Origin of the sequence: Marisediminicola sp. UYEF4 (assembly GCF_040546025.1) — a bacterium.
Lineage (GTDB): Bacteria > Actinomycetota > Actinomycetes > Actinomycetales > Microbacteriaceae > Marisediminicola.
In genome coordinates this window covers 499255-523494 of the sequence record NZ_JBEPNA010000001.1, presented here as the reverse complement: position 1 = coordinate 523494, position 24240 = coordinate 499255, and the positions used below count along the sequence as shown (strand labels likewise).

Below are 24240 nucleotides of genomic sequence, written 5' to 3'. Positions count from 1 at the left end.
GCGAGGTCATCGCGCGACCGTGAAATTGAACACGCTCGAGTCGAACGCGTTGTAGCCCTCGTAGTCAAGCAGTTCGTAGAGCCTCGCGCGGTGTTGCATTTCGGCGACGACCGGCTCGAGGGTGCCCTCGCTGCGGAGAACGTCGAGTCCGCGCTCCGCGGCACCCATCGCGATCCTCAGCAGCGAGACGGGGTAGATCACGATGTTGACCCCGATATCGGCGAGCTGGCGGGTGGTGAACAGCTCGCTTTTGCCGAACTCGGTCATGTTGGCGAGGATCGGCACGTCCACAGCGGCCCGCATCGCCTCGAACTCGGCAAGGTCGGCCATCGCCTCGGGGAAGATCGCGTCGGCACCGGCATCCACCAGGGCCTTCGCCCGGTCGGTCGCGGCGGCGAGACCGTCGATCGCGCGAATGTCGGTGCGCGCCATGATGAGCAGGTTCGGGTCGCGACGCCCGGAGACGGCGGCGCGGATGCGCTTGATCGCGGTTGCCTCGTCGACGACGGCCTTGCCGTCGAGGTGGCCGCACCGCTTCGGGTTGATCTGGTCCTCGATGTGCAGGCCGGCGACGCCGGCATCCTCCAGCTCCTGCACCGTGCGGGCGACGTTCATCGGTTCGCCGAATCCGGTGTCGGCATCGACGATTGCCGGCAGGTCGGTCATGCGGGCGATCTGGCTCGCGCGGGTGGCAACCTCGGTGAGGGTGGTGAGGCCGATGTCGGGCAGGCCGAGATCGGCGCTGATCACCGCGCCGGAGATGTAGACGCCGTCGAAGCCCTTGTCCTGAATGAGTCGGGCGCTCAGCGGGTTGAACGCGCCGGGAAGGCTCAGCAGCTCCCCCGTCGCGAGGCGCTCGCGGAAGGCGGCGCGCTTGGCGGCGGCGGTCGTGGTGGCGTAGAGCATCAGAAGAGTCCCTTCGGGGTGGCGATGTGGTCGAACAGGCCGGCGCGCGGCATCAGGCTGAGCCCGCCGAGTTCGGCCGGGGTCAGCTGCGGCAGCCGCTGCACGAGCTCGAGGAACCGCTCGGTCTCGGCCTGCTCGAGCACGCCGTCGGCGAGGGTGCGGAACTTGGTCAGGTACTGCTCCCGGCCGAACGGGCGGGCGCCGAGCGGATGCGCGTCGGCGACGGCGATCTCGTCGACGATGCGGGTGCCGTCGTCGAGGGTGATCTCGACCCGCCCGCCGAAGGCCTTCTCGGCCGGGTCGGTGGAGTGGTAGCGGCGCGTCCACTCGGCATCCTCCGCGGTCGTCACCCGCTGCCAGAGCGCCACGGTGTCCGGGCGTCCCGCGCGCTCGGGGGCGTAGGAGCGCTCGTGGTGCCACTCGCCGTCCTGCAGTGCGACGGTGAAGATGTACGGGATCGAGTGGTCGAGGGTCTCGCGGCTTGCGGTCGGGTCGTACTTCTGAGGATCGTTCGCGCCGGAGCCGATGACGTTGTGGGTGTGGTGCGAGGTGTGGATCACGACGGCGTCGACGCGGCGCCCGTCGCGCAGCTCCGGGTGGTTCTCGTGGAAGCGGCGGGCCAGGTCGATGAGCGCCTGGGCCTGATACTCGGCCGAGTGCTCCTTGGTGTACGTGTCGAGAATGCCGGCCTTGGACTCCCCGCGCGCCGGCAGTGGCACCTCGTAGGCGGCATCCGGACCGTCGAGGAGCCAGGCGATCACGCCGTCCTCGCCCTCGTAGATCGGGGTCGGGCTCGTCTGGCCGCGCATCGCCCGGTCGACGGCCTCGACGGCCATCTTTCCGGCGAAGGCCGGGGCGTGCGCCTTCCAACTGGAGATCTCGCCCTTGCGCGACTGGCGCGTGGCGGTCGTCGTGTGCAGCGCCTGGCCGATGGCCTGGAAGATCGTCTCGGTGGGCAGGCCGAGCATGGTGCCGATTCCCGCCGCGGCGCTCGGGCCGAGGTGCGCGACGTGGTCGATCTTGTGCTTGTGCAGGCTGATCGCCCTGACGAGGTCGACCTGGATCTCGTAGCCGGTGACGACGCCCCGCACGAGCGCCTGTCCGTCGCAGCCGAGGTGCTGGGCGACCGCGAGGATCGGCGGGATGTTGTCTCCGGGGTGCGAGTACTCGGCCGCGAGGAAGGTGTCGTGATAGTCGAGCTCGCGCACGGCGACACCGTTGGCCCAGGCCGCCCACTCGGGGCTGTGGCGTTCGGCGAGTCCGAAGACGCTCGATCCCGCTCCTCCGGTCGACACCGGGTGCGCCGCAGCCTGGCTGCGTGCGGCCACCACGGGGCCGCGTGCGAGCGAGGCCGTCGCGACGGCAGCGTTGTCGATGAAACGGTTGATGACCATCTCGGTCACCTCCTGCGTGACCTCGACCGGGTCGACGGCGACCTCGGCGATCTTCCAGGCGAGCTGGCCCTCCCGGGCGAGATTCTCATCGCTGCGGTGGACTCGAAGGTGGTGGAGCTGCACGGTGGTTCCTTTCGGTGGAGACGCGGGGCGGGTCGTGCGTGTGTCAGGGAGCCGGCTCGGTCGACGCGAGTGCGCTCGCGAGGGCGTGGTGAAGGTGCACGTGGGTGGCGTTGGCGGCGAGGTCGGCGTCGCCGGCGACCACCGCCCGCACGATGAGGAGGTGCTCGGCGGCCGCGGTCGAGAGCCGCGCCGGGTTGTCCTTCGCGAGCCGGCGCACGCGCACGAGATGGGTGCGCAGGCTGCGCAGCGCGGCGACGAGATAGGTGTTGGCGACGGCGTCATCCATCGCCTCATCGAAACGCTGCACGAGGCCGTAATAGGCGTGACGGGCGGGATCGTCGCGCTCGAGCAGGTCGGGCACCGCGACAAACTCGGCCTCGAGGGCCGCGAACGCGGCGGTGTCACCGCGTCGGGCGGCCAGTCGGGCCGCCTGCATCTCGAGCGCCTCGCGCACCTCGAAGAGTTCGCGGATGTTGTCGATCGAGATGTCCGTGACGACGAGCCCTCTGCCCGCCTGGGCCGCGACGAGTCCGTCGGCGGTGAGCCGGGCGAGGGCCTCGCGCACCGGGGTGCGGGACACCCCGAGCCGCGCCGCCTGCTCGACCTCACCCAGAATGCTGCCCGGCGGGAGCTCCCAGTCGATGATCTCGCCGCGAAGGGCAAGGTAGGCCCGATCACTGGCTCGTGCCGGCACCGCCATGCTTACCTCCAACCGCGACAAATGTATACAGTCCTTCGACCATATCGGCAGAATCACCAGAATGTGCCATACTTTAGCAACTTTCTGTATACACAGGGAAATTCGACGAGTCTCGACGGGGAGAATTTCGATGAACAGCAGCAGCAGTGGCCCGGCACCGTCCGGCGCCTACCGGCAGAGTGTGGCCCGAAGCGAGCGCGAGCCGGAGAGCTTCTGGCTCGACGCGGCGAGCGGAATCGACTGGGACACCCCGCCGACGGTCGCACTCGACGATACGGGCGCCCCGCTCTACCGGTGGTTCCCCGACGGCGTCATGAACACGTGCTTCAACGCGCTCGACCGGCACGTTCTCGCCGGCCGCGGCGAGAACTCGGCTCTCATCTACGACTCCCCGGTCGTCGGCAAGAAGAAGAGCTACAGCTACGCGACCCTGCTCGACAAGGTCGCGCGGTTCGCCGGGGTGCTCGCCGATGCCGGAGTCGTCAAGGGCGACCGCGTCGTCATCTATATGCCGATGATGCCGCAGGCCGTCACCGCAATGCTCGCCTGCGCGAGGCTCGGCGCCGTGCACTCCGTCGTCTTCGGCGGCTTCGCCGCGAAGGAGCTCGCGGCCCGGCTCGACGACGCCCAGCCGAAGGTCATCGTCACGGCATCCGGCGGCATCGAGCCGAGCCGCGTCGTCGAGTACCTCCCGACGATCGTCGACGCTCTCGCCCTCAGCAGCCACTCGGTCACCACGGTCATCGTCAAGAACCGCACCGAGGTGCCCGGCTCGGCCGCGGAGTTCAGCTACCCCGGAACGCAGTGGTGGGACTGGGACGAGCGGTCCCCCTTCGCCACCCCGCATCCGCCCGTCGGGGTCGCGGCGACGGACCCGCTGTACATCCTCTACACCTCCGGCACGACCGGAGCACCGAAGGGCGTCGTCCGCGACAACGGCGGGCACGCGGTCGCGATGGCCTGGTCGATGGCGAACATCTACGACATCCACCCGGGCGACGTGATGTGGACGGCGAGCGACGTCGGCTGGGTCGTCGGCCACTCCTACATCGTCTACGGGCCGCTCATCGCGGGCGCCACGACCGTGCTGTACGAGGGCAAGCCCGTGGGCACCCCGGATGCCGGCGCATTCTGGCGCGTCGTCTCTGAGCACCGGGTCAAGGTGCTGTTCACCGCGCCGACCGCGCTGCGCGCGATCCGCAAGGCCGACCCGCACGCCACGCTCGCCGAGCAGTACGACCTCGGCTGCCTCGACGCGCTGTTCCTGGCCGGCGAGCGCCTCGACCCGGACACCTGGACCTGGGCGACGGCGCTGCTCGAGAAGCCCGTCGTCGACCACTGGTGGCAGACCGAGACCGGGTGGGCGATCTGCGCGAGCCCGCGCGGACTGGAGAATCTGCCGCTGCGGGCGGGCTCCCCGTCGTTCCCGGTGCCCGGGTTCCAGGTCGGGATCGTCGACGAACACGGCGCCCCCGTGCCGCACCTGGCCGAGGGCAACATCGTGATCAAGCTGCCGTTGCCGCCCGGCACCCTCGCGACCCTGTGGAACGGCGACGACCGGTACGTCGCTACCTACCTGTCGGCGTTTCCCGGCTACTACCTCACCGGTGACTCGGGCTACTTCGACCGCGAGGGCTACCTCTACGTGATGGGCCGCACCGACGACATCATCAATGTGGCCGGCCACCGGCTGTCGACCGGATCGATGGAGCAGGTGCTCTCGCAGCATCCGGCCGTCGCGGAGTGCGCCGTCATCGGGGTGCATGACGAGATCAAGGGGCAGAAGCCGGTCGGCTATGTCGTGCTCAAGCACGGGGTGACGATCGCCGACGACCAGCTCGCCGCCGAGCTCGTCGCGATGATGCGCGAGCAGATCGGCGCCGTCGCCGCCTTCAGAGACGCCGTGGTCGTGCAGGCACTGCCGAAGACGCGGTCGGGCAAGATCCTCCGCAAGACCATGCGGCAGATCGTGAACGGCGAGGACTACGTCGTTCCTCCGACGATCGACGACCCCGCGGCCATCGACGTCATCGCGGCGACGGTGGCGGCGGCGGTCTGACCGCACTTCGCGGCCACCCCGCGACGACGGCGCGTCTCCTGAACGGGGAGCGACTGTGTCAAGCTGGCGTCATGAGAACCGGATCCGCAAGGCTCCTGGTGTATGCGAGCGTCGTGACCGTGGGATCGCTCCTCGGCGGGTGGGGCGTGAACATCGTGCAGCTGCTCGTCGCCGGTGAAGGCTTCTCGCTGGCCGAAGCGGTGATCGCCGCGCCCCGTTCACTGCTCACGGGTTTCTACTTCCTCGTGCCCCTCGCCGCGCTCTACGGCATGCTCATCGCGGCCGTGCTCGCCCTCCTCCCCCGCATCCCTGTGACCGGCTTCGTCTGCGGCGTTCTCGTCTCGGGGCTGTTCGTGCTGCTCGGCGCCCTTCCCGGCTCCGCGATGAGCTTCATCGGAGGGCGGGAGCAGGTGCAGTCGTTGACGGTCATCGATGCGGTCGGCTCCATCGCCTGGATGCTGTGGAGCGGGCTGGTCGCCGCCGCGAGCATCGGCATCGCCTGGCCCAGAACTCGCGCGGCCGAGGCCCGCGACCTGCCCCTGGACTCGTCAGCCTGACCCGCACGTCTCGCTCGATCCAGCACGGCTTCACCTAAGCTGGAACCCGAATGGTGGGGGCCGCTGTGATTGATGACGCGTATCGGGTGCTGGTCATCGACGACGACCCGGACGTGGCCGAGTACACGCGGATCGTCCTCGAGAAGCGGGGCGGATGCCGCGTGCTGGTGGTGAACAATCCGCAGCAGGTGGCGGGCGTTGCCGCCGACTTCCTCCCGGATGTTGTCGTCACCGACATAGAGATGCCCGGCATGACCGGCTTCGAGGTCATCACGCAGCTCCGCGGCGCGCATCCGGGACTCCCTGTCGTCGTCATGACGGCCCACGTGTCGCTCGAGTACGCGATGCAGTCGTTCCGCAGCGAGGCCGACGAGTTCTTGACGAAGCCGGTCAAGTCCGCCCAGCTCGTCGCGACGGTGCTGAAGCTCGCGGACCGCTGGCGCACGAGCCAGGCGGCGAACAACGAGCTCGGCCGGGCGGCGGAGGTGCAGCGGGGGCTGCTCCCGGCGCAGCTCGTCAGTCTCCCCGGCTACCACCTCGTCGGCGGCTGCGCTCCGGCACGGGCAGTCGGCGGCGACTTCTTCGACTGGTACGCCGTCGACGGCGGGGCCGTCTTCTCTCTCGCCGATGTAATGGGCAAGGGCATCGGAGCGGCGATCATCGCCGCGACCGTGCGCGCCGTGCTGCGTTCCGCGGCCGGCGAGAGTGACATGAGCCGCGCCGTGGTCGCCGCGGCCACGGCGCTCGCATCCGACCTGGACCAGGCCGAAGCCTTCGTGACCCTGTTCCACGCGCGGTTGGATGCCGACTCCGGCAGCATCCGGTACGTCGACGCCGGCCACGGTCTCTCGCTCGTGGTGCGCGCGACCGGCGGCGCGAAGCGGCTGCGGACGACGAGCCTGCCGCTGGGCATGGGTCTCGAGGTCGGCTGGCGCGAGCACACGGTCGAGCTCGAGCCCGGCGACACCCTGGTCTCGGTGAGCGACGGAGTGCTCGACCTCTGGGGCGGCGACCTCGGCAGCCTCGACGAGGTCGAGCGGATCGTGCGCTCCGCACCGCACGCCCAGGACATCGTCGACTCGCTCCTCGCGATGGCGATCTCCGGTGCCGACGACGACGTCACCGTCGTCGTGCTCCGGCGCGACTGACCCGCGCTCAGCTGTCGTACTTCGCCACCAGCTCGCGCTTGAGCACCTTCCCACTCGGTCCGAGCGGCAGCGCGTCGACGATCTGGATGTGCCTGGGGTACTTGTACGACGCGATGTGCTCCATGGTGAAGTCGATGAGATCCTGGCCGGTCGCGACGGCTCCCGGACGGAGCATGACCGCGGCCATGATCTCCTGTCCGTGGGTCTCGTGCGAGATCCCGAAGACGGCGCTGCCCGCGACTTCCGGATGCCGCGCGAGCACCTCCTCGACCTCCCGCGGGTACACGTTGTAGCCGTTGCGCAGGATCATGTCCTTCGTGCGGTCGACGATCGTGAGGTAGCCGTCCTCGTCAAGCGTTCCGAGGTCGCCGGTGCGGAACCAGCCGTCGACGATCGCCTTCGCTGTCTCCTCCGGCCGGTTGAGGTAGCCCTTCATGAGGTTGTGCCCGCGGATGAGCACCTCCCCGAGCTCGCCCGTCGCCAAAAGCTCGACCGACTCCTGCAGCTCAGGGTTGCCGATGCCGATCTCGACCCCCCACAGCGCCTGGCCGACGGTTCCGGGGCGCGGCACCCGGCCGACGTGGTTGAACGTCGCGACGGGCGAGGTCTCGGTGAGGCCGTACCCCTCGAAGATCTCGGCGCCGAACGCGTCACGGAACTTCTCGATCATCGCGACCGGGATCGCCGCGCCGCCCGAGACGGCGTAGCGCAGCGGGGGGCGTTCGAGGTTGCGGGATGCCGCGTCGAGCAGGCCGATGTACATCGTCGGCACGCCCATGAAGATCGTGCACTTCTGCTCGATCATCACGCCCAGCGCGGTGTCGCCGTCGAATCGCGGCACCATCACGATCGTGGCACCGGCCCGGAACGTGGCGTTCATCGCGCAGGTCTGGCCGAACGTGTGGAACAGGGGCAGGCATCCGAGCACCCGGTCCTCCGGCCGCAGGTCGAAGGTGCTGAGCAGCAGCACGTTCACCTGCTCGACCAGGGCGAGGTGGCACCCCTCGGCGCCCTTGGGCCGGCCGGTCGTGCCGCTCGTGTAGAGGATCGTCGCGGTGTCGAATGGATGCCGTGGTTCGTACGTCTCGACGGCGGTGGCCCCGCGCGCCTCGTCCTCGAGCCGCGCGAACGGGAGGGCGGCGACCTTGTCATCCGGGATCAGCACCGACACAAGCTCGACGGCCGCGAGCGCGGCGCCCTTGGCCCCCTCGCCGAGGAGGGGCGCGGCGCACACGATGAGCTTCGCGCCGCTGTCGCGCAGGACGTACTCGATCTCCTCTGACTTGAGGAGGGCGTGGATCGGCACGACGATGCCGCCGAGCGCGAGCACGGCGTAGTAGACCCGCGGGAAGTCGGCGACGTTGGGGATGAGCACCGCGACCCGGTCGCCGGGACCGATGCCGCGTGCCTTCAGAGCCCCCGCGTACTCGCGCGCCTCGCGCCAGAGTTCACGGTAGGTCGTCTCCTGCTGCCCGACCACGACGGCGACGGATTCCGGAAACCGGCTGGCGCTCTCGGCGAGAATTGCGGCGACGGACATCGTGGCGAATCCAGTGCTCATGCGTGTTGACCCCTTCGGTCATCGTTGACGTCAGTGCCCGCTGACGGGCCCATCGCATCCTAGGCTCGCGCCGTGGGAGAACCGCGGTCGGTGTCAGGTTTCCTCCAATGCATCGCCGCCCTGGTAGGCGTATTTGTCAGGTTGCCGAGCGCGGCGGGATTCCGTTATTCAGGAGTTCAGGCTTCTGTCGGGCTGCATTATTCAGGAGATCGGCGGGCCGAGAGCCGCACTCGCCCCCGAGCAACCGGGTATCGCCCCACGAAAGCAGGGGTCAACCCCGGCGACCAGCCTCCAGCCGGGCTGTAACTCCTGAATGATGACAGCCGGCCGGGCCGTCCACTCCTGAATAATGACAGCGCTCACCGGAACGGGATGGTGAGCCGGTACGCGAGGTCGGCGGCGTGCTCGCGCGCGATGGTGCCTTCGCGGTTCTGCCGCGACAGCTGCGCGGCCTCCGAGTCGACCGGCCGGGCGCGGACGACGCGCGGGCGCCGCCCCCACCGGATGAGGGCGAGACCGACGTGCAGCGCGAGCCGGTCGATCGGTGCCACATCCCGTGGGCGATGGGCCGACCGTTCGTGCTCCGCCGCAGGGGGCGGGTGTTGGTGACGACCGGGTGCGGTCGACAGAGTGCTGTTCATCAGGTGTTCCTCACGTGCTTGCGCGGCAGGCAGGCGGATGCGCGGGCATCCACGGTCGCTGAACCGACGGGCCGCTCTCGGCGGCGGAATACTGGCGACGTTGCCCGATCGGGCAGGTCAAACGGGGTGGATGCCCGGGCAGACGGATGCTGCGGCCGGGTCGGGCTTCGAGGCCGTCACCACCGCTTTACCGGTGGCAGAAGAAACCAGCCGACTAAGCGGTGAGGACGCCGACGAAGCCGGCGGTGGTGCGGGTCATTCCTGCAATAATCACGCTCGGCTCCTTTCGACTGATGGCGCACAAACTGGCGCGAACGCAACCGTAGTACCGGCGACACCCCTCGCGCAAGGAAAAGTTGAGCCTTTCGTCCCACCCGGCACAGGCGAACCATTGATTGATGGCAACGAAGGCGCCGCGAGCACCGCAGTCGCGAAGGCAACTCACCCGCACGAAACGGGCACGCGCAGATGCGGCCGGTCCGCGGACGGCTTTGTCACCGTCGGGGCCATCATCGCCGTCGGGTTCGCCAGCCAGCTGCGCCGGCCGCCGCGGATCGCCGGTGTGCAGCAGGCGGCAGTCGGCGCCCTCATGCTTGGCGCGGCGGGCCTGATCGGAAGCGGATCGAGCCACTGGTCGGGGCGCTCGCGCAGCTCGGGGCGGTCGCGGTGCTCGCCGGTCTGCATCCGCACCGCGACGACCTCGTCGCACCGGTGCGGTCGATGAGCCTCCCGCTCGCCGGGCTCGCGACCCTCGCCGCGCTCGTCGGGGCGGGGCACGCCGTGCGGATGCTGGGCATGGCGACGGATGCCGGCCCGTCGTGCTTTCTCGGGCGTTGCGCCGGCGGTGATCGTCTCGCCGAGATGGCGGCCGCGACCGTCGCCGTCGTGCTCGTCGGCTTCCTCGCCTCCGCGCAGACCCGCGGATGGCGCATCCCGCTGTGGAGCGCCGGCACCGGCTCCCGTTGTCATCGGGCTCGCGTCGGTGGCGTTGCCGGACGGGGTGGGATCCCCGGTCCTGCAGGGCGGCCTCTTCGCCGTCCTGTGGGGCATCGTCTTGGTGGCCTATGGGGAGCTGCGCGACACGGTGACGGGCATCGTGAGCATCAGCCCATGACGCCATCGGGCATCGGGACATCCGGGTCTTGCTGGAACAGCCCGACCATGTTGCCGTCCGGGTCGCGGAAGTGGGCCGACCACCGGAACGTCGGGATTTGCATCTTCTCGGTGAGCAGTGTGCCGCCGGCATCCGCGACCTTGGTCATCGCCGCGTCGATGTCGGCGACGCCGATGTAGATCACCACGCCCTCCGGCGCATCCGACCGAGGGGCGAGCGCCCCCTCCGCGCCCGGTCCGAGAGCCGCCCCTGTCGTCATCGTCCAGTAGTCGACCGGGCCCCACTTCGTGACCTCCCAGCCGAACACGTCGCGATAGAACGCGCCCGCCCGCTCGGGATCGTCGATGGGGATTTCGAAGTGCACCACGCGACTGGTCATGGTGGAACGCTACGAAGCGGCAGTGCGCGGCAGTAGGGCCGAAAGCCCGTGCGACGCGGGTCGGCGACGCGGTCAGCCGCCGGGCCCGTCCGGCAACACGATGCCGAGCACGACCAGCCACGCGAACAGTGAGGTCGCGACGACGCTGAGGATGACGTGCATCCGCTCACCGTCGAGCCGGTGCGCCCCGAGCACCACCGCGCGCTGCTCGCGCCACTGGGTGACGGCGAACGCGAACGCCGCCGCGAGCATGACCAGCGTCACCACCCGCACGATGACGCTCGGTCCGTCGCCGACAACTCCAGCACCCACCTGGTGGAACGCGATCACCCCCCAAGGGACGATGCCGACCGCCGCGCCGAATGCGAGCGGGAGCAGCGGATGCCCGGAACGCACGGTGCTCCGCTCCTGCAGCAGGCTGAACAGGGTCATGCCGCTCGTGATCGCGTAGATCACCACGAGCGCGCCGATGTCCGAGATCCCGTTGAGTTGAGCGACAAGGAAGACCGTGATGGAGGAGCTGAACGCGAACTCGGTCCACCGGGCGGCATGGTCGTTGGATCGAAGCCGGCCGGCGAGTCGCGTGCCGACGGCCGGGATGACCACCACCAGCCGGGCAGCAGCCACGAGCACGCAGAGCACCACGACGCCGACGCCGACATCGAGCTGGAACAGGTCCACCCGCTCGCCGGTGTCACCCGGGAAGTCGACGGTGATCGGCAGTGTCACGCGTTCGGCCCTGGTCGACAGGAGGCCAGCGAGGAGCATCGCCTGGAGCACCATCAGGAGTCCGGCGACGAAGGAGAGCCGCCGCAGGCCGCGCACACCCACCTCGAACTCGGCGTTGGGAACGCTCACCCGGCTCCCCGGGTCCGAACCCTCTGCGAGCGTTGCCGTTGCGCCATCCGCATCGTCCCGTCGTTTCGTGAAGACTCGTCCGATTCTATCCGCGGCGGCAAATAGCATGGACGGATGCCGTCGAGCCTGCGCGACTCCCCCGGGGCCAGGGTCGGGCTCTCGATCGCCATCGCGACCGGGCTCTACGGGACCTCGTTCGGCGCCCTGTCGGTGGCGTCCGGGCTCGACATCTGGCAGACCGCGGCGCTGAGCCTGCTGCTGTTCTCCGGCGGATCGCAATTCGCCTTCATCGGGGTGATCGCGGGCGGCGGAACCCCGGTCGCCGCGGCGAGCGCGGCCGCCCTGCTCGGCATCCGCAACGCCGTCTACGGGATGCAGCTGAACGCGCTGCTCCACCCGCGGGGCTGGCGACGCTTCGCCGCCGCACACGTGACGATCGACGAATCGCTCGCCACGAGCACCGGCCAGCCCGATCCGCTCGAGCAGCGGCGCGGGTTCTGGGTCGCCGGGGTCGGGATTCTCGTGCTGTGGAACGCGTTCACCCTCGTCGGTGCGTTCGCCGGCGACGCGCTGGGCGACCCGAAGCGCTGGGGCCTCGACGGGGCCGCGGTCGCCGCGTTCCTCGGGCTGCTCTGGCCCCGGCTGCGCTCACGGGAGGCCGGGGCGATCGCCGTCGTCTGCGCGCTCGCGACCGTTGTGGCCGTTCCATTCGTGCCGCCCGGCATTCCGATTCTCGTGGCGGCCGTGGTCGCGGCCACGATCGGCTGGTTCGGCTCGGCGCGAGCCCCGGAGGGCGAGGGGCTGGAGCCCGACATCGACCCCTATCGCGGCGCGGACTCCCCCGGCCACAGCACCGGCACGGCGGGCGACACATGAGCCTCTGGTTCTGGGTGATCGTGGCCTGCGTTATCGGGTTCCTGACCAAGCTGCTCGGCTATCTCCTGCCGCGCAAGTGGCTCACCAATCCGCGCGTGGCTCGCGTCGCCGGAATCCTGACGATCGGGCTCCTCGCCTCGCTGACGATCGCGAACACGGTCGCGACCGGCCAGCAACTGGCGCTCGACGCCCGGCTCGGGGCGCTCGTCGCGGCCGCGATCGCGCTCTGGCTGCGGGCGCCGTTCCTCGTCGTGGTCATCGTCGGGGCGGCCGCCGCGGCCGGGCTGCGACTGCTCGGCTGGCCGTAGCGCACACTTCCTCGTCCGAGCGGGCCGCGCGTTACCGAGGAGTTTCGGCGACACGCCGCTGTTCTGGGCGCCGCGACCCGGCGCGGTGCCGATTCCCCTGCGTTAGCTCGCGCACGTCGCGACCTCGCGGGTCGCGACCTCGCGCGGGCCCGGCACCCCTCCGAAGTGTGGTGGACTCGACCGGTGCGGATCACCTACCCGAGCTACGTCGCCATCGGCGACAGCTTCACCGAGGGCGTCGGCGATGAGCGGCCCGACGGCAGCGTGCGGGGCTGGGCCGACCTCGTCGCCCTCGGCCTCGCGCTCGCCTCGCCCGAGCCGGTCCGCTACGCGAACCTCGCCATCCGCGGTCGCCTGCTCGCCCCGATCGTGACCAACCAGCTGGATGCCGCGATCGCGCTCTCCCCCGCCCTCCTGAGTATCAACGGGGGAGGAAATGACATCCTGCGTCCGCGCGTCGCGGTCGGCCAGGTTGCCGACGCGCTCGAGGCCGCCGTCGACCGGGCGGTCGCGAGCGGCATCCATGTCATCCTGACGAGCGGGGCGAATCCGACCCGGCACATCCCGCTCGGCGCCCTCATCGGCCGCCGCGGCGAGCAGCTCGCCCAGGCCATGCGCGACCGGCTCCCGAAGCACGGTGTGACCTTCGTCGACAACTGGGCCGACGCCGAGCTCACCGAGAGCCGCTACTGGTCGCGTGACAAGCTGCACCTCAACTCCCGCGGCCACGAGCGCGTCGCGAGCAACGTGCTCGCCGCCCTCGAGGTGCCGATTCCGGATGCCGCGGGCGAGCACTTCGACGGCGACCCGGCACAGCGCACGGCCGCGTACTGGCGCGAGCACGTGCTGCCGTGGATCGGACGCCGTCTCACCGGCCGCTCCTCCGGCGACAACCGGGCGCCGAAGATCGCCACCCTCACCCGGGTGGAACCCCCGCGCAGCTAGCGCCAAATCTCGAACCCGGTGACCACCTAGCGCTCCCGCCGGAGTCGGGGAACAATGGCGCGATGGAGAAGCTGCATTTCGTGACCGAGATCCACGCACCCGCCCACACCGTCTGGACCACGCTGCTCGACGACGCGACCTACCGCGAGTGGACGAGCCTGTTCAACGACGGCTCCTACTTCGAGGGAGGGTGGGAGGAGGGCCAGACGATCCGCTTCCTCGGGCCGGACGACGACGGAACCGTGAGCGGCATGATCGGCCGGATCATCGCCAACATTCCGGACGAGTTCGTCGCCATCGAATACCTCGGCCGGGTGGTGCGCGGCGTCGACGACACCTCGAGCGAGGCGATCGAGCAGCTCGTCGGATCCCATGAGAGCTACACGTTGAGCGAGTCCGGCAGTGTCACCACCCTCGAGGTGGAGGTCGACCTCGCGGACGAGTACGTCGACATGTTCCGGGGCATGTGGCCGAAGGCGCTCGCCTCGGTGAAGGAGATCGCCGAGCGCTGACGGCAGGCCGGCTGACGGCAGGCGGGCGGAATGGGTGCGACCACCCCGACCCCGTACGATTGATCCCCCATGCCCGAAGCTCCCCTCCTTGCGATCACCTACCCGCCCGAGCTGCCCGTCAGCCAGCGCCGGGAGGAGATCTCCCGCGCAATCCGCGACAACCAGGTCGTTATCATCGCCGGCGAGACCGGGTCGGGCAAGACGACGCAGCTGCCGAAGATCCTGCTGGAGCTTGGGCGGGAGAAGATCGGGCACACGCAGCCCCGGCGCATCGCCGCGCGCACCATCGCGGAGCGGATCGCCGAGGAGCTGGGCCAGGAGCTCGGCGGGGTCGTCGGCTACCAGGTGCGGTTCACCGACCGGGTGGGCAAGGACACCAAGGTCAAGCTGATGACCGACGGCATCCTGCTCGCCGAGATCCACCGCGACCGCGACCTCAACAAATACGACACGATCATCATCGACGAGGCGCACGAGCGCAGCCTCACGGTCGACTTCCTGCTCGGCTACCTCAAACAGCTGCTGCCGCGCCGGCCCGACCTCAAGGTCATCATCACGAGCGCGACGATCGACCCGGTGAGCTTCTCGAAGCATTTCGACGATGCCCCCATCATCGAGGTCTCCGGACGCACCTTCCCGGTGGAGATCCGCTACCGGCCGCTGGTCCCGGATGCGACCGACCCCGCGGCCGGCGGGCCGGGCGCAGGCGACGACGAGTTCGGCGACGAGTTCGTGCCGGCGGATGCCGGCGGCGGCAGGAACGCCCGGAAGGGCACCACGGCGTCGGAGGACCTCGACCCGATCGACGGAATCAACGCCGCGATCGACGAACTCGCCCGCGAGTCGATGGGCGACGTGCTCGTCTTCCTCAGCGGGGAGGCCGAGATCCGCGACGCCGAGGACGCCATCCGCGGCCGCAACCTGCCGCACACCGAGGTGCTCCCGCTGTACGGCCGGCTGAGCGCCGCCGACCAGCACAAGGTGTTCCGCCCGTCGGGAACCCCCGGAACGCGGCGCCGCATCATCCTCGCCACCAACGTCGCCGAGACGAGCCTCACGGTTCCCGGCATCCGCTACGTCGTCGATGCCGGAATGGCGCGCATCTCCAGGTACAGCGTGCGCGCCAAGGTGCAGCGGCTGCCGATCGAGGCCATCTCGCAGGCGTCGGCGAACCAGCGCTCCGGCCGCTCGGGCCGCACGAGCGACGGCATCGCGATCCGGCTCTACTCGGAGCAGGACTTCGCCCGCCGCCCCGAGTACACCGAGCCGGAGATCCTGCGCACGAACCTCGCCGCGGTGATCCTGCAGATGATCTCGCTCGGCCTCGGCGACATCGCCGCGTTCCCGTTCCTGCAGCCGCCGGACTCCCGCGGCATCAAGGACGGCCTCGACCTGCTGCGCGAGCTCGGCGCGGTCACCGGCGACAACAGCATCACCAAAATCGGGCGCCAGCTCGCCCAGCTGCCGATCGATCCGCGCCTGGGCCGCATGGTGGTCGAGTCGAAGCAGCACGGCACGACCCGCGAGGTCATGGCGATTGTCGCGGCCCTCAGCATCCAGGACCCGCGGGAGCGCCCGCTCGAGCGCCGCGCGCAGGCCGACCAGCAGCACGCGCGGTTCACCGACCCGACGAGCGACTTTTTGACGCTGCTCAACATCTGGAACTACGTGAAGGAGAAGGAGAGCGAGCTCTCGTCGAGCGCGTTCCGCCGGCTCTGCAAGGCGGAATACCTCAACTTCCTGCGCATCCGGGAGTGGGGCGACGTCTACCGTCAGCTGCAGCGTATGGCGAAGCCCCTGCAGCTCAGCATCAACGATCAGGCCGTGAACCCGGTCGGTATCCACAAGTCGCTGCTGGCCGGGCTGCTCAGCCAGATCGGCATCAAGGACCGGCAGAAGAAGGACTACGTCGGCGCGCGCCAGGTGCGGTTCCTCATCTTCCCCGGGTCGGCCCTGGCGAAGAAGCAGCCGGATGCCGTGATGAGCGCGGAACTGGTCGAGACGAGCCGGCTGTTCGCCCGGGTCAGCGCCGCGATCGATCCGGCCTGGGCGGAGCCGCTTGCGGGAGATCTCGCCAAGCGCAGCTACGGCGAGCCGCACTGGGAGAAGAAGCAGGGCCAGGTCGTCGCCTACGAGCGGGTCACCCTCTACGGGGTGCCGATCGTCGAGCGGCGGCGGGTGCAGTTCTCGCGCATCGACCCCGCCTACGCACGCGAGCTGTTCATCCGGCACGCGCTCGTCGAGGGCGACTGGGAGACCGACCGGCTCGACAAGCGCGTGACCGCCTTCGAGCGGGACAACCGTGCTTTGCGGAAGGAGCTCGCCGAGCTCGAGGAGCGCACCCGCCGCCGCGACATCCTCGTCGACGACGAGACGGTGTTCGAGTTCTACCACCGGCGCATCCCGTCCGACGTCTTCTCGACCCGCTCGTTCGAGTCGTGGTGGAAGAAGGCGCGACTCGAGACACCCGACCTGCTCACGATGACCGCCGAGAACCTCGTCGACGAGGCCGAGGCCGGCATCGACGAGAACGAGTTCCCGACCTGGTGGGACCAGGGCGACCAGCGCCTGAGGCTGAGCTACCGGTTCGAGCCTGGCGCCGAGGACGACGGCGTCACCGTGCAGATACCCCTCGCGCTCGTCGCCAGGCTCTCCCCCGCTGGCTTCGACTGGCAGGTGCCCGGGCTGCGGGAGGAGCTCGTCACCGCGCTCATCAAGAGCCTGCCGAAGGCGATCCGCCGCAACGTCGTGCCCGCCGCCGAGTGGGCAAGGCGACTTCTCGAGAACGCCCGCGGCCTGCCGATCGAGGAGCTCGAGGGCACCCCGATCACCGCCTACCTCGCCGACATGATCCAGCGCAAGACGCACACCCCCGTCGATCCGGACGACTTCGACCAGGAGCGCGTCGCCGCGCACCTGCGGATCACCTTCGCCGTCGTCGACGACCGCGGAAAGCAGGTCGCGCGGGCCAAGGATCTGCCCGCCCTGCAGCACAAGCTCAAGTCGCGGGTGCGCGAGTCGGTCGCCAAGGTCACCGAGGCCACCCCGCACGCCCTGGAACGCTCTGGCCTTGTGACGTGGGACTTCGACGAGCTGCCGAAGGTCGTCGATACGAGGCGCGGCGGAACCGTCATCCGCGGCTATCCGACGCTCGTCGACGAGGGGTCGAGCGTCGCGGTGCGTGTCATGGCGACCACCGAGGATCAGGCGGCGGCGCTGCCCGGCGGCATCCGGCGCCTGCTGCTGCTCGCGATCCCGTCGCCGCTGTCGTGGGTGCGCGACCACCTCAGCCAGACCGAGAAGCTCACCCTGGCCTCGAGCCCGTACCAGAACGTGCAGGCGATGTTCGACGACTGCCTCGTCGCGGTGATGGACGACGCGCTGCGCGAGATGGTGCCCGGAGGCCTGCTCTGGACCCGCACCGAGTTCGAGTCCGCCCGGGCGAACATCTCGGCCGGCCTGATCGACTCGCTCTATGGAGTGGTCTCCGTCGTCAGCTCGAGCCTCGCCGCCGCGCGCGACGCCGAGCGGGCGATCACGACGACGACGAGCATGACCCTGCTGCCGGCCCTGACCGACGTGCGCGGGCAGATCGCGGCGCTCATCTACCCCGGGTTCATCGCGCGCACCGGCGTGACCCAGCTGAAGCACCTGCCCCGGTACCTGCGCGCCGTGACGGCGCGGCTCGAGAAACTGCCCACGGCGGTGGCCCAGGACCGGGTGAGCCAGAACGAGGTCGCCAGGGCGATGGAGCGGTTCGTCGCCGCCGGCGGCCGCATCCCGCTCCCCCCGGATGCGCCAGAGCGCCTCGTGCGGGTGCGCTGGCTGCTCGAGGAGCTGCGCGTGAGCCTGTTCGCGCAGCAGCTGCGCACGGCCGAGCCGGTGAGCCTCCAGCGCATCGTCAAGGCGCTCGCGGGCTAGCCTCGCCCGTCGAAACCGAGCCGGCCTCGGCGTAGAGTCGACGGATGACTACTGCCGTCATCGTCGACGCCATCCGCACGCCTTCCGGCCGGGGAAAGCCCGGTGGTGCGCTCGCGGGCCACCACCCGGTCGACCTGCTCGCCGCAACCCTCTCCGCACTCGTCGGGCGCAGCGGGCTCGATCCGGCGCTCGTCGACGACGTGATCGGCGGATGCGTGTCGCAGGTCGGCGCCCAGTCCTTCAACGTCACCCGCAACGCCGTGCTCGCGGCCGGGTTCCCCGAATCCGTTCCCGGTACCACCATCGACCGGCAGTGCGGCTCGAGCCAGCAGGCGGCCGCGTTCGCCGCGCAGGGCGTCATCGCGGGGGCCTACGACGTCGTGATCGCCTGCGGCGTCGAGCTCATGAGCCAGAACCCGATCGGCAGCTCGACCGTCGGCGCCGAACCCTACGGCGAACGGATCGGCGCACGCTACCCGGGCGGGCTGATCGGCCAGGGTGTCTCGGCCGAGCTCATCGCCGCGCGATTCGGCCTCACCCGGCAGAGTCTCGACGCCTTCGCCGCCCGGTCGCACGCGCTCGCGGCCGCCGCCGACTTCTCGTCCGAGGTGCTGCCGATCGACGGGCGCACCACCGATGAGACCGTTCGGCCAGCCACAACCGCTGAAGGGCTCGCCGGGCTGCCGCCCGCGTTCCGCAATGAGGCCATGGCGCAGAGGTTCCCCGAGATCGACTGGCGCATCACCGCCGGCAACTCGTCGCCGCTCACCGACGGCGCCTCCGCGGTGCTCATCATGAGCGAGGAGAAGGCCGCGCAGCTCGGCCTCACCCCACGGGCGAGGTTCCGCAGCTTCGCCGTGGTCGGCTCCGACCCGATCGAGATGCTCACCGGCATCATCCCCGCCACCAAGCGCATCCTCGCCCGCTCCGGCCTCGGCATCGACGACATCGACCTGTTCGAGGTCAACGAGGCATTCGCGTCGGTGCCGCTCGCCTGGCAGCAGGAGCTGCACGCCGACCCCGCGAGGGTCAACCCGCGCGGCGGGGCGATCGCGCTCGGACATCCGCTCGGCTCCTCCGGCACCCGGCTGCTCACGACCCTGCTCAACGGGCTCGAGCACAGCGGCGGGCGGTTTGGCCTTCAGACCATGTGCGAGGGCGGCGGCATGGCCAACGCCACGATCATCGAGAGGATTTAGCCGTGGAGATCCGCGGAGCCGTCGCCCTCATCACCGGCGGTGCCTCCGGGCTCGGCCTTGCCACCGCATGGCTGCTGCGCGACGCCGGCGCGATAGTCGTGATCGTCGACCTGCCCCACTCCGCCGGCGAGGCCGTCGCCGCAGAGCACGGGCTCGTCTTCCTCGCCGCGGACGTGGCGGATGCCGATCAGGTGCAGCTCGCGGTGGAGACGGCCGCCGGACTCGGGCCGTTGCGGATCGTCGTGGCGTGTGCCGGCATTGCCACCGGCGGGCGGGTCGTCGGGCGGGGCGGTCCGCTGCCGCTCGAGGACTTCGAGCGCGTCATCCGGGTGAACCTCACCGGCACCTTCAACGTCATCCGCCTCGCCGCGGCGGCGATGGCGGAGACCCCGCCGCTCGCCGATCCGCCCGGTGCTCCGGGAGATGCGACCGGCGGTGCGACCGGCAGCGAGCGCGGCGTCATCGTCACCACTGCATCCGTCGCGGCGTTCGACGGCCAGGTCGGCCAGGCCGCCTACTCTGCATCGAAGGCGGGGGTAGCCGGGATGACCCTGCCGATCGCGCGCGAGCTCGCGCAGCACCTCATCCGGGTCGTCACGATCGCCCCGGGAATCTTCGAGACGCCGATGATGGCGGCGCTGCCCCAGGCGGCGCGCGACTCCCTCGGCGCCCAGGTGCCGCACCCCGCCCGGCTCGGCAGGCCGGACGAGTACGCCGCGCTCGTCGAGCACATCGTGCGCAATCCGATGCTCAACGGCGAGACCATCCGCCTCGACGGCGCGATCCGCATGGCCCCGCGCTGAGCGTCGCGAATCGTCCGGTGACGGGCTGCGGCCTACAGGGACTTCAGCCCGTCGACAATCGCCGCAACGCCGCCCGCGTAGGAGATGACGATCACGGTGAGCCGAGCCACTCGCACGCTCACCTTCTTCGCGACGAGCTCCCCCATCAACAGCCCGGCGACGGTGCAGGCGACCACGAGCACCCAGAGCCACCACTCGTAATCCGGAAGCGCACCATCCGACGCGATGATCTTGCCGAAGAAGGCAGAGGCGCCGAGAGTGAAGAAGTAGGGCTGGAGAGTCGCGGCGAATGTGCGGTGCTCCCAGCGGGTGAGCACGGCGAACACCCCGACAGCGGGTCCGCTGATGCCCGCCGTCGCGCTCATGAGCCCGGATGCCGTGCCCGCGATGATCCCGGTCGGCGTCGTCGGCGTCCTGTGCGCGCCGCGGGTCACGAGCAGCGACACCGTGAGCGCGACCGTGAGGATCACCCCGACGGTGATCTGCAGAGTTGGGCCGTCCACTGCGACGGCGATCATCGATCCGGGCACCACGGCGAGCACCGCGGGGATCGCGAGCAGGAAGTAGTGCCGCCAGCTGATCTGCCGCCACACCCGCGTGAAGACCATGAGCGCCGACGCCGCCCCGCAGATGTTGACCATGAGCACGCCGTCGAAGGGGCCGATGAGCAGCACCAGCACCGGCGCGACGACGAGGGCGAAGCCCATCCCCGAGACGCGCTGGGCGACGGCCCCGGCCATGACGGCGAGGGCGATGAGGATGACCACCTCCGAGAGCGCCTCTACTGGCCGGGACGGCGCGTGAGCAACTCGCGGGGATTGCCGACCAGGGCCTTCTCGATGACATCGGGGCGGTCGACGAGAGCAGCACGCACCGACCCGACGGGGTCAGGGTCGGCCATGTCGAACGGGTAGTCGCTGCCCAGGCACAGCCGGTCTTCACCGACTCGCTCGAGCAGAAACCTCAGCGACATCGGGTCATGAGTGAGCGTGTCGAACCAGAACCGATGCAGCAGCTCCGACGGCGGCACGTCGAGATGGGTGCGTGCCTCCGGCCGCACCTTCCACCCGTGGTCGAAGCGGCCGATCTGGTAGGGCAGGAAGCCTCCGCCGTGCAGCAGGGCCACCCGCAGCGCCGCGTTGCGGGAGAGCACTCCCCCGAACAGCAAGGAGCCCGCGGCGAGCGTGGAGTCGGTGGGGTTGCCGACGAAGTTGTGCAGGTAGTGGTCGTGCATGCGGTCGGCCCCGGCGACATCGCCCGGGTGCAGCACGACGGCGAGGCCCGCGGCGTCCAGTGCGTTCCAGACGGATTCGTGGCGCTCGTTCCCCAGGTTGACGCCCGCGACGTTAGTGCTCAGCTCGACCCCGACGATCTCGGGGATCGCCACGAGGCGTTCGAGTTCGGCGAGCGCGTGCTCCTCGCTCTGCATCGGGAGGTGCCCGAGCACGGTGAAGCGCGTGGGGTGGGCGCGCGCCATCTCGAGCATCGCGTCGTTGTGCATCCGTGCCGCGTCGGCAGCGGCACCCACAGGAAGCCGATAGCCGAAATGAGTCGGGGGCACGCTCAGCGCCTGGACGTCGACTCCGCACGCATCCATGTCCTCCAGTCGCGCGCCGAGGTCGAACATCCCCGCCGGGACCGGACCGCTGCGGCGCCCGCCGGGGTAGTCGAACCACCATTCGCCGTCCTGCTTGGTCACCTGAGGGGTGGCGTCGGGGACGACGCCCGCCAAGTCCTTGATGAAGCCCTCGGGGACGGTGTGGGCGTGGATGTCGATGGTCATGCCTTCTCCAGGTCGGGTCGTGTGATCGCCGTATGCCGCCAGAAGACGACTCGTTTTTCCACGTACCAGATGATCAGATACGTGGCCAGTCCAATGACGAGGAAGAAGAAGATGATCACCCAGTAGGCGGCCGTGTCGAAGCTTCCTCGATAGCGGATCATCAGGTAGCCGAGGCCGCCGGTCGATCCGATGAATTCGGAGACGATCGCACCGATGATGGCGGTCGTCGCGCCGAGTTGAAGGCCGCCGAAGATCACCGGGAGGGCGGTGGGCACTCGAAGCTTCCACATCGTCTGCCACCGCGATGCCTTGAGCGATCGCATCAGGTTCACGGCGTTCGGCTCGGCGAGCCCGAGCCCGGAGAGCGTCGTGATGAACACGGCGTAGAAGCAGGCGAGCGCCGCCTGCATGACCTTGCCCTCGATGCCGAATCCGACCCACGCGATGATGATGGGGGCGAGAATGACCGTCGGGATCGCCTCGAGCGCCGACAGCGCCGGCAGGTAGGCGGCGCGCAGCCGACTGGACGAGCTCAGCAGCATGCCGAGCAGGAACCCGATGCTCGCACCCAGCACGAACCCTCCGGCGATCTCGATGAGGGTGCGGGACACCTGGGCCCCGAACCCGTCGGCGAAGACGACCCGGGGGAAGGCCCGCGCCACCGACTCCGGGGTCGGCAGGAGGATTGCCGACGCCATCCGACCTTCCGTGACCACCCACCACACGGCGAGGATGATCGGGGCGAAGGCCACCGTGAGGATGTACGGCGAGAACTTGCGCCGCCGCGGCTTTGACTGCTCGACCGCGAGGCTTGCCATCTGTTCGGTTCTCATCATCGTTTCCTTGCTCGTGACTCTTCGGACCAGAACACGACCCGGCGCTCGACCACATCCGCGATCGACACGAGGGACACCGCCAGGATCACGACGATTCCGACGACGGAGTAGGTGAGCGGCATGTTCAGCTGCGAGGCGAATTCCTTGGCGAGCTTGCCGAGCCCGCCCTCCGATGCCGAGAGGATCTCGGCCACGAGCACGCCGGTGAAAGCCAGCAGGAGGGAGTGCTTCACTCCGACCATGATCATTGGAATGGCCGACGGCAACTGAAGCTTGAGGAAGATCTGCCGGCGGGTGGCCTTGAGCGACTGCATGAGCTTAAACTCATTCGCGGCCGGGAGCGCGAGCCCGACCATTGTGTCGATCCACACCGGGAAGAAGCAGATGATGACGGCGAGGGCGATCTTGCTCTCGGAACCGAAGCCCAGCCAGCCAATGAGCAGAGGTGCCAGCACCACCTTCGGCAGCGCCTGGACGGCGATCGCATAGGGAGTGATCGCCTGCCGGATGAACGGCGAGGTTCCGAGGACGACCCCCATGACGAAACCGAAGGAGACTCCAATGAGCCAGGCGATCGCGACCGCGATCATCGTCTTGCCGAGGTCGTCCCACCAGTAGCCGCTCGTGACGAGCTGGACGAATCCGGCCAGAGTCTCGGTGAAGGTCGGGAAGAGCACCCGGTTGATGAGGCCGGTCTGGGGGATGAACTGCCAGAGCAGCAGGAAGATGATGATCGTGGTGATCGAAATCCACGCCGAGCCCTCGCGCGCCTTGTCGACCGTGAATCGCCGGTCCCGCACGGGAGGGGGTTCGAGGGGGGCTGTCGCGGTCACTGCAACTCCAGCATCTTGCGCGCCTCGGCGACGAGTCGAACGAATTCGGTGGTGGTCTGCAGATCCGGGGTTCGCGGCCGGTCGAACGGGATCTCGAGGATTCCGACGAGGCGACCCGGTCGGGCGCTCATCACGGCCACCCGGTCGGACATGAAGACGGCCTCGGCGATGTTGTGCGTGACGAGAACCGCGGTGCTCTTGGAGTAGGCCTGCAGCCGGAGCAGCTCCTGGTTCATGGTCTCCCGCGTGAACTCGTCGAGCGCACCGAACGGCTCGTCGAGGAGCAGAAGCTTGGGGTCGTGGAGCAGCACACGGCAGAGGGCGGCGCGCTGCTGCATGCCGCCGGACAGCTCCCACGGGTAGGACCCAGCGAATTCGCTGATCCCGACCATGCCGAGCAGTTCCTCCGCCTTGGCCTTGTACTTCTTCTTCGACTCCCCGAAGATTTCGACGGGGAGCAGCACGTTGTCGAGCGTGGTCCGCCACGGGAACATGACGGCCTGTTGGAACATCATGCCGATTTTCCTGCTGGGCTCGGTGAGCTTCTCGCCGCCAAAAGTGATCGAGCCCTCGGTGGCCGAGAGAAGTCCGCCCATGATGTTCAGGGCGGTGGACTTCCCGCAGCCGCTCGGGCCCAGGAGGGAGAGGAACTCTCCCTCCTGGACTTCGAGGTTCAACCCACTCAGGGCGACCATCTCCTTGTCACCAGATCCGAACTTCTTGGTGACACCTTCCGCTCGAACGAGCGGTGCGGTCTGGGTCGTGGTCGTCATGTGTGTCATTC

Annotated in this window: 23 protein-coding genes; 10 read left to right on the top strand and 13 right to left on the bottom strand. The window is 69.4% G+C overall.

All coding sequences use genetic code 11. The features are described 5' to 3' along the window. Positions 1–6: 6 nt before the first annotated feature. From prpB to ABIB15_RS02505, 3 genes are read right to left on the bottom strand one after another with little or no spacing between them, the layout of a single operon-like run. Positions 7–906 (bottom strand): methylisocitrate lyase, encoded by a 900-nt coding sequence (gene prpB / locus ABIB15_RS02515; protein ID WP_354474979.1) that lies wholly within the window; start codon positions 904–906, stop codon positions 7–9. After that, complete coding sequence (locus ABIB15_RS02510) at positions 906–2423, bottom strand: MmgE/PrpD family protein (protein ID WP_354474977.1); 1518 nt, start codon at positions 2421–2423, stop codon at positions 906–908. Before ABIB15_RS02510 ends, prpB begins: the two co-directional genes overlap by 1 nt. Positions 2424–2466: 43 nt before the next feature. Then, positions 2467–3123: a GntR family transcriptional regulator gene (locus ABIB15_RS02505; RefSeq protein ID WP_354474975.1), complete on the bottom strand. Its 657-nt coding sequence runs from the start codon at positions 3121–3123 to the stop codon at positions 2467–2469. A gap of 130 nt (positions 3124–3253) precedes the next feature. Between ABIB15_RS02505 and ABIB15_RS02500 the strand changes: the two genes are divergently transcribed. From ABIB15_RS02500 to ABIB15_RS02490, 3 genes are all read left to right on the top strand, one after another. Beyond that, complete coding sequence (locus tag ABIB15_RS02500; protein ID WP_354474973.1) at positions 3254–5182, top strand: propionyl-CoA synthetase; 1929 nt, start codon at positions 3254–3256, stop codon at positions 5180–5182. Positions 5183–5253: 71 nt separating this feature from the next. Then, positions 5254–5739 (top strand): hypothetical protein, encoded by a 486-nt coding sequence (locus tag ABIB15_RS02495; RefSeq protein WP_354474970.1) that lies wholly within the window; start codon positions 5254–5256, stop codon positions 5737–5739. A gap of 65 nt (positions 5740–5804) precedes the next feature. Further along, entirely contained in the window at positions 5805–6887 is a 1083-nt protein-coding gene (locus ABIB15_RS02490; protein ID WP_354474967.1) for a PP2C family protein-serine/threonine phosphatase, read from the top strand. Between the two features lie 7 nt (positions 6888–6894). Here the strand turns inward: ABIB15_RS02490 and ABIB15_RS02485 are convergent, their stop codons facing one another. From ABIB15_RS02485 to heR, 5 genes are all read right to left on the bottom strand, one after another. Next, positions 6895–8448, bottom strand: coding sequence for a long-chain-fatty-acid--CoA ligase (locus ABIB15_RS02485; RefSeq protein ID WP_354474965.1), 1554 nt, complete (start codon positions 8446–8448; stop codon positions 6895–6897). Between the two features lie 359 nt (positions 8449–8807). Then, complete coding sequence (locus ABIB15_RS02480) at positions 8808–9089, bottom strand: hypothetical protein (protein ID WP_354474963.1); 282 nt, start codon at positions 9087–9089, stop codon at positions 8808–8810. A gap of 441 nt (positions 9090–9530) precedes the next feature. Beyond that, positions 9531–10058 carry a hypothetical protein gene (locus ABIB15_RS02475; RefSeq protein WP_354474962.1) on the bottom strand — a complete coding sequence of 176 codons (528 nt, stop codon included), beginning with the start codon at positions 10056–10058 and terminating at the stop codon, positions 9531–9533. A 134-nt stretch (positions 10059–10192) separates the two neighbouring features. Continuing rightward, entirely contained in the window at positions 10193–10582 is a 390-nt protein-coding gene (locus ABIB15_RS02470; RefSeq protein WP_354474960.1) for a VOC family protein, read from the bottom strand. 72 nt (positions 10583–10654) lie between these two features. Next, the gene (gene heR / locus ABIB15_RS02465) at positions 10655–11440 is read right to left on the bottom strand and encodes a heliorhodopsin HeR (RefSeq protein ID WP_354474958.1); all 786 of its coding nucleotides are present in this window, start codon (positions 11438–11440) and stop codon (positions 10655–10657) included. A gap of 114 nt (positions 11441–11554) precedes the next feature. On the opposite strand from heR, the gene ABIB15_RS02460 reads away from it, so the two are divergent. The 7 genes from ABIB15_RS02460 (at position 11555) to ABIB15_RS02430 (ending at position 20004) form a co-directional block, all read left to right on the top strand. Next, positions 11555–12316 (top strand): AzlC family ABC transporter permease, encoded by a 762-nt coding sequence (locus tag ABIB15_RS02460; RefSeq protein ID WP_354474956.1) that lies wholly within the window; start codon positions 11555–11557, stop codon positions 12314–12316. Beyond that, a complete protein-coding gene (locus ABIB15_RS02455) occupies positions 12313–12624 on the top strand; it encodes an AzlD domain-containing protein (RefSeq protein ID WP_161885623.1) in 312 nt (103 codons plus the stop codon). The genes ABIB15_RS02460 and ABIB15_RS02455 overlap by 4 nt, the downstream gene beginning before the upstream one ends. 183 nt (positions 12625–12807) lie before the next feature. Further along, complete coding sequence (locus ABIB15_RS02450) at positions 12808–13569, top strand: SGNH/GDSL hydrolase family protein (protein ID WP_354474954.1); 762 nt, start codon at positions 12808–12810, stop codon at positions 13567–13569. Between the two features lie 62 nt (positions 13570–13631). After that, a complete protein-coding gene (locus ABIB15_RS02445; protein ID WP_354474953.1) occupies positions 13632–14081 on the top strand; it encodes an SRPBCC family protein in 450 nt (149 codons plus the stop codon). Positions 14082–14150: 69 nt separating this feature from the next. After that, a complete protein-coding gene (hrpA, locus tag ABIB15_RS02440; protein WP_354474952.1) occupies positions 14151–18002 on the top strand; it encodes an ATP-dependent RNA helicase HrpA in 3852 nt (1283 codons plus the stop codon). 44 nt (positions 18003–18046) lie between these two features. Beyond that, a complete protein-coding gene (locus tag ABIB15_RS02435) occupies positions 18047–19201 on the top strand; it encodes a thiolase family protein (RefSeq protein ID WP_354474950.1) in 1155 nt (384 codons plus the stop codon). 2 nt (positions 19202–19203) lie between these two features. Continuing rightward, entirely contained in the window at positions 19204–20004 is an 801-nt protein-coding gene (locus ABIB15_RS02430) for an SDR family NAD(P)-dependent oxidoreductase (RefSeq protein WP_354474948.1), read from the top strand. Positions 20005–20036: 32 nt separating this feature from the next. Here the strand turns inward: ABIB15_RS02430 and ABIB15_RS02425 are convergent, their stop codons facing one another. From ABIB15_RS02425 to ABIB15_RS02405, 5 genes are read right to left on the bottom strand one after another with little or no spacing between them, the layout of a single operon-like run. Beyond that, positions 20037–20771, bottom strand: a complete 735-nt coding sequence (locus ABIB15_RS02425) for a TSUP family transporter (RefSeq protein WP_354474947.1) — start codon at positions 20769–20771, stop codon at positions 20037–20039. A gap of 14 nt (positions 20772–20785) precedes the next feature. Continuing rightward, positions 20786–21787, bottom strand: coding sequence for an amidohydrolase family protein (locus tag ABIB15_RS02420; RefSeq protein WP_354474945.1), 1002 nt, complete (start codon positions 21785–21787; stop codon positions 20786–20788). Further along, entirely contained in the window at positions 21784–22620 is an 837-nt protein-coding gene (locus tag ABIB15_RS02415) for an ABC transporter permease (RefSeq protein ID WP_354474944.1), read from the bottom strand. The genes ABIB15_RS02420 and ABIB15_RS02415 overlap by 4 nt, the downstream gene beginning before the upstream one ends. Then, positions 22620–23456 (bottom strand): ABC transporter permease, encoded by an 837-nt coding sequence (locus ABIB15_RS02410; protein WP_354474943.1) that lies wholly within the window; start codon positions 23454–23456, stop codon positions 22620–22622. Before ABIB15_RS02410 ends, ABIB15_RS02415 begins: the two co-directional genes overlap by 1 nt. Further along, complete coding sequence (locus tag ABIB15_RS02405; protein WP_354474941.1) at positions 23453–24229, bottom strand: ABC transporter ATP-binding protein; 777 nt, start codon at positions 24227–24229, stop codon at positions 23453–23455. The genes ABIB15_RS02410 and ABIB15_RS02405 overlap by 4 nt, the downstream gene beginning before the upstream one ends. Positions 24230–24240: the final 11 nt, after the last annotated feature.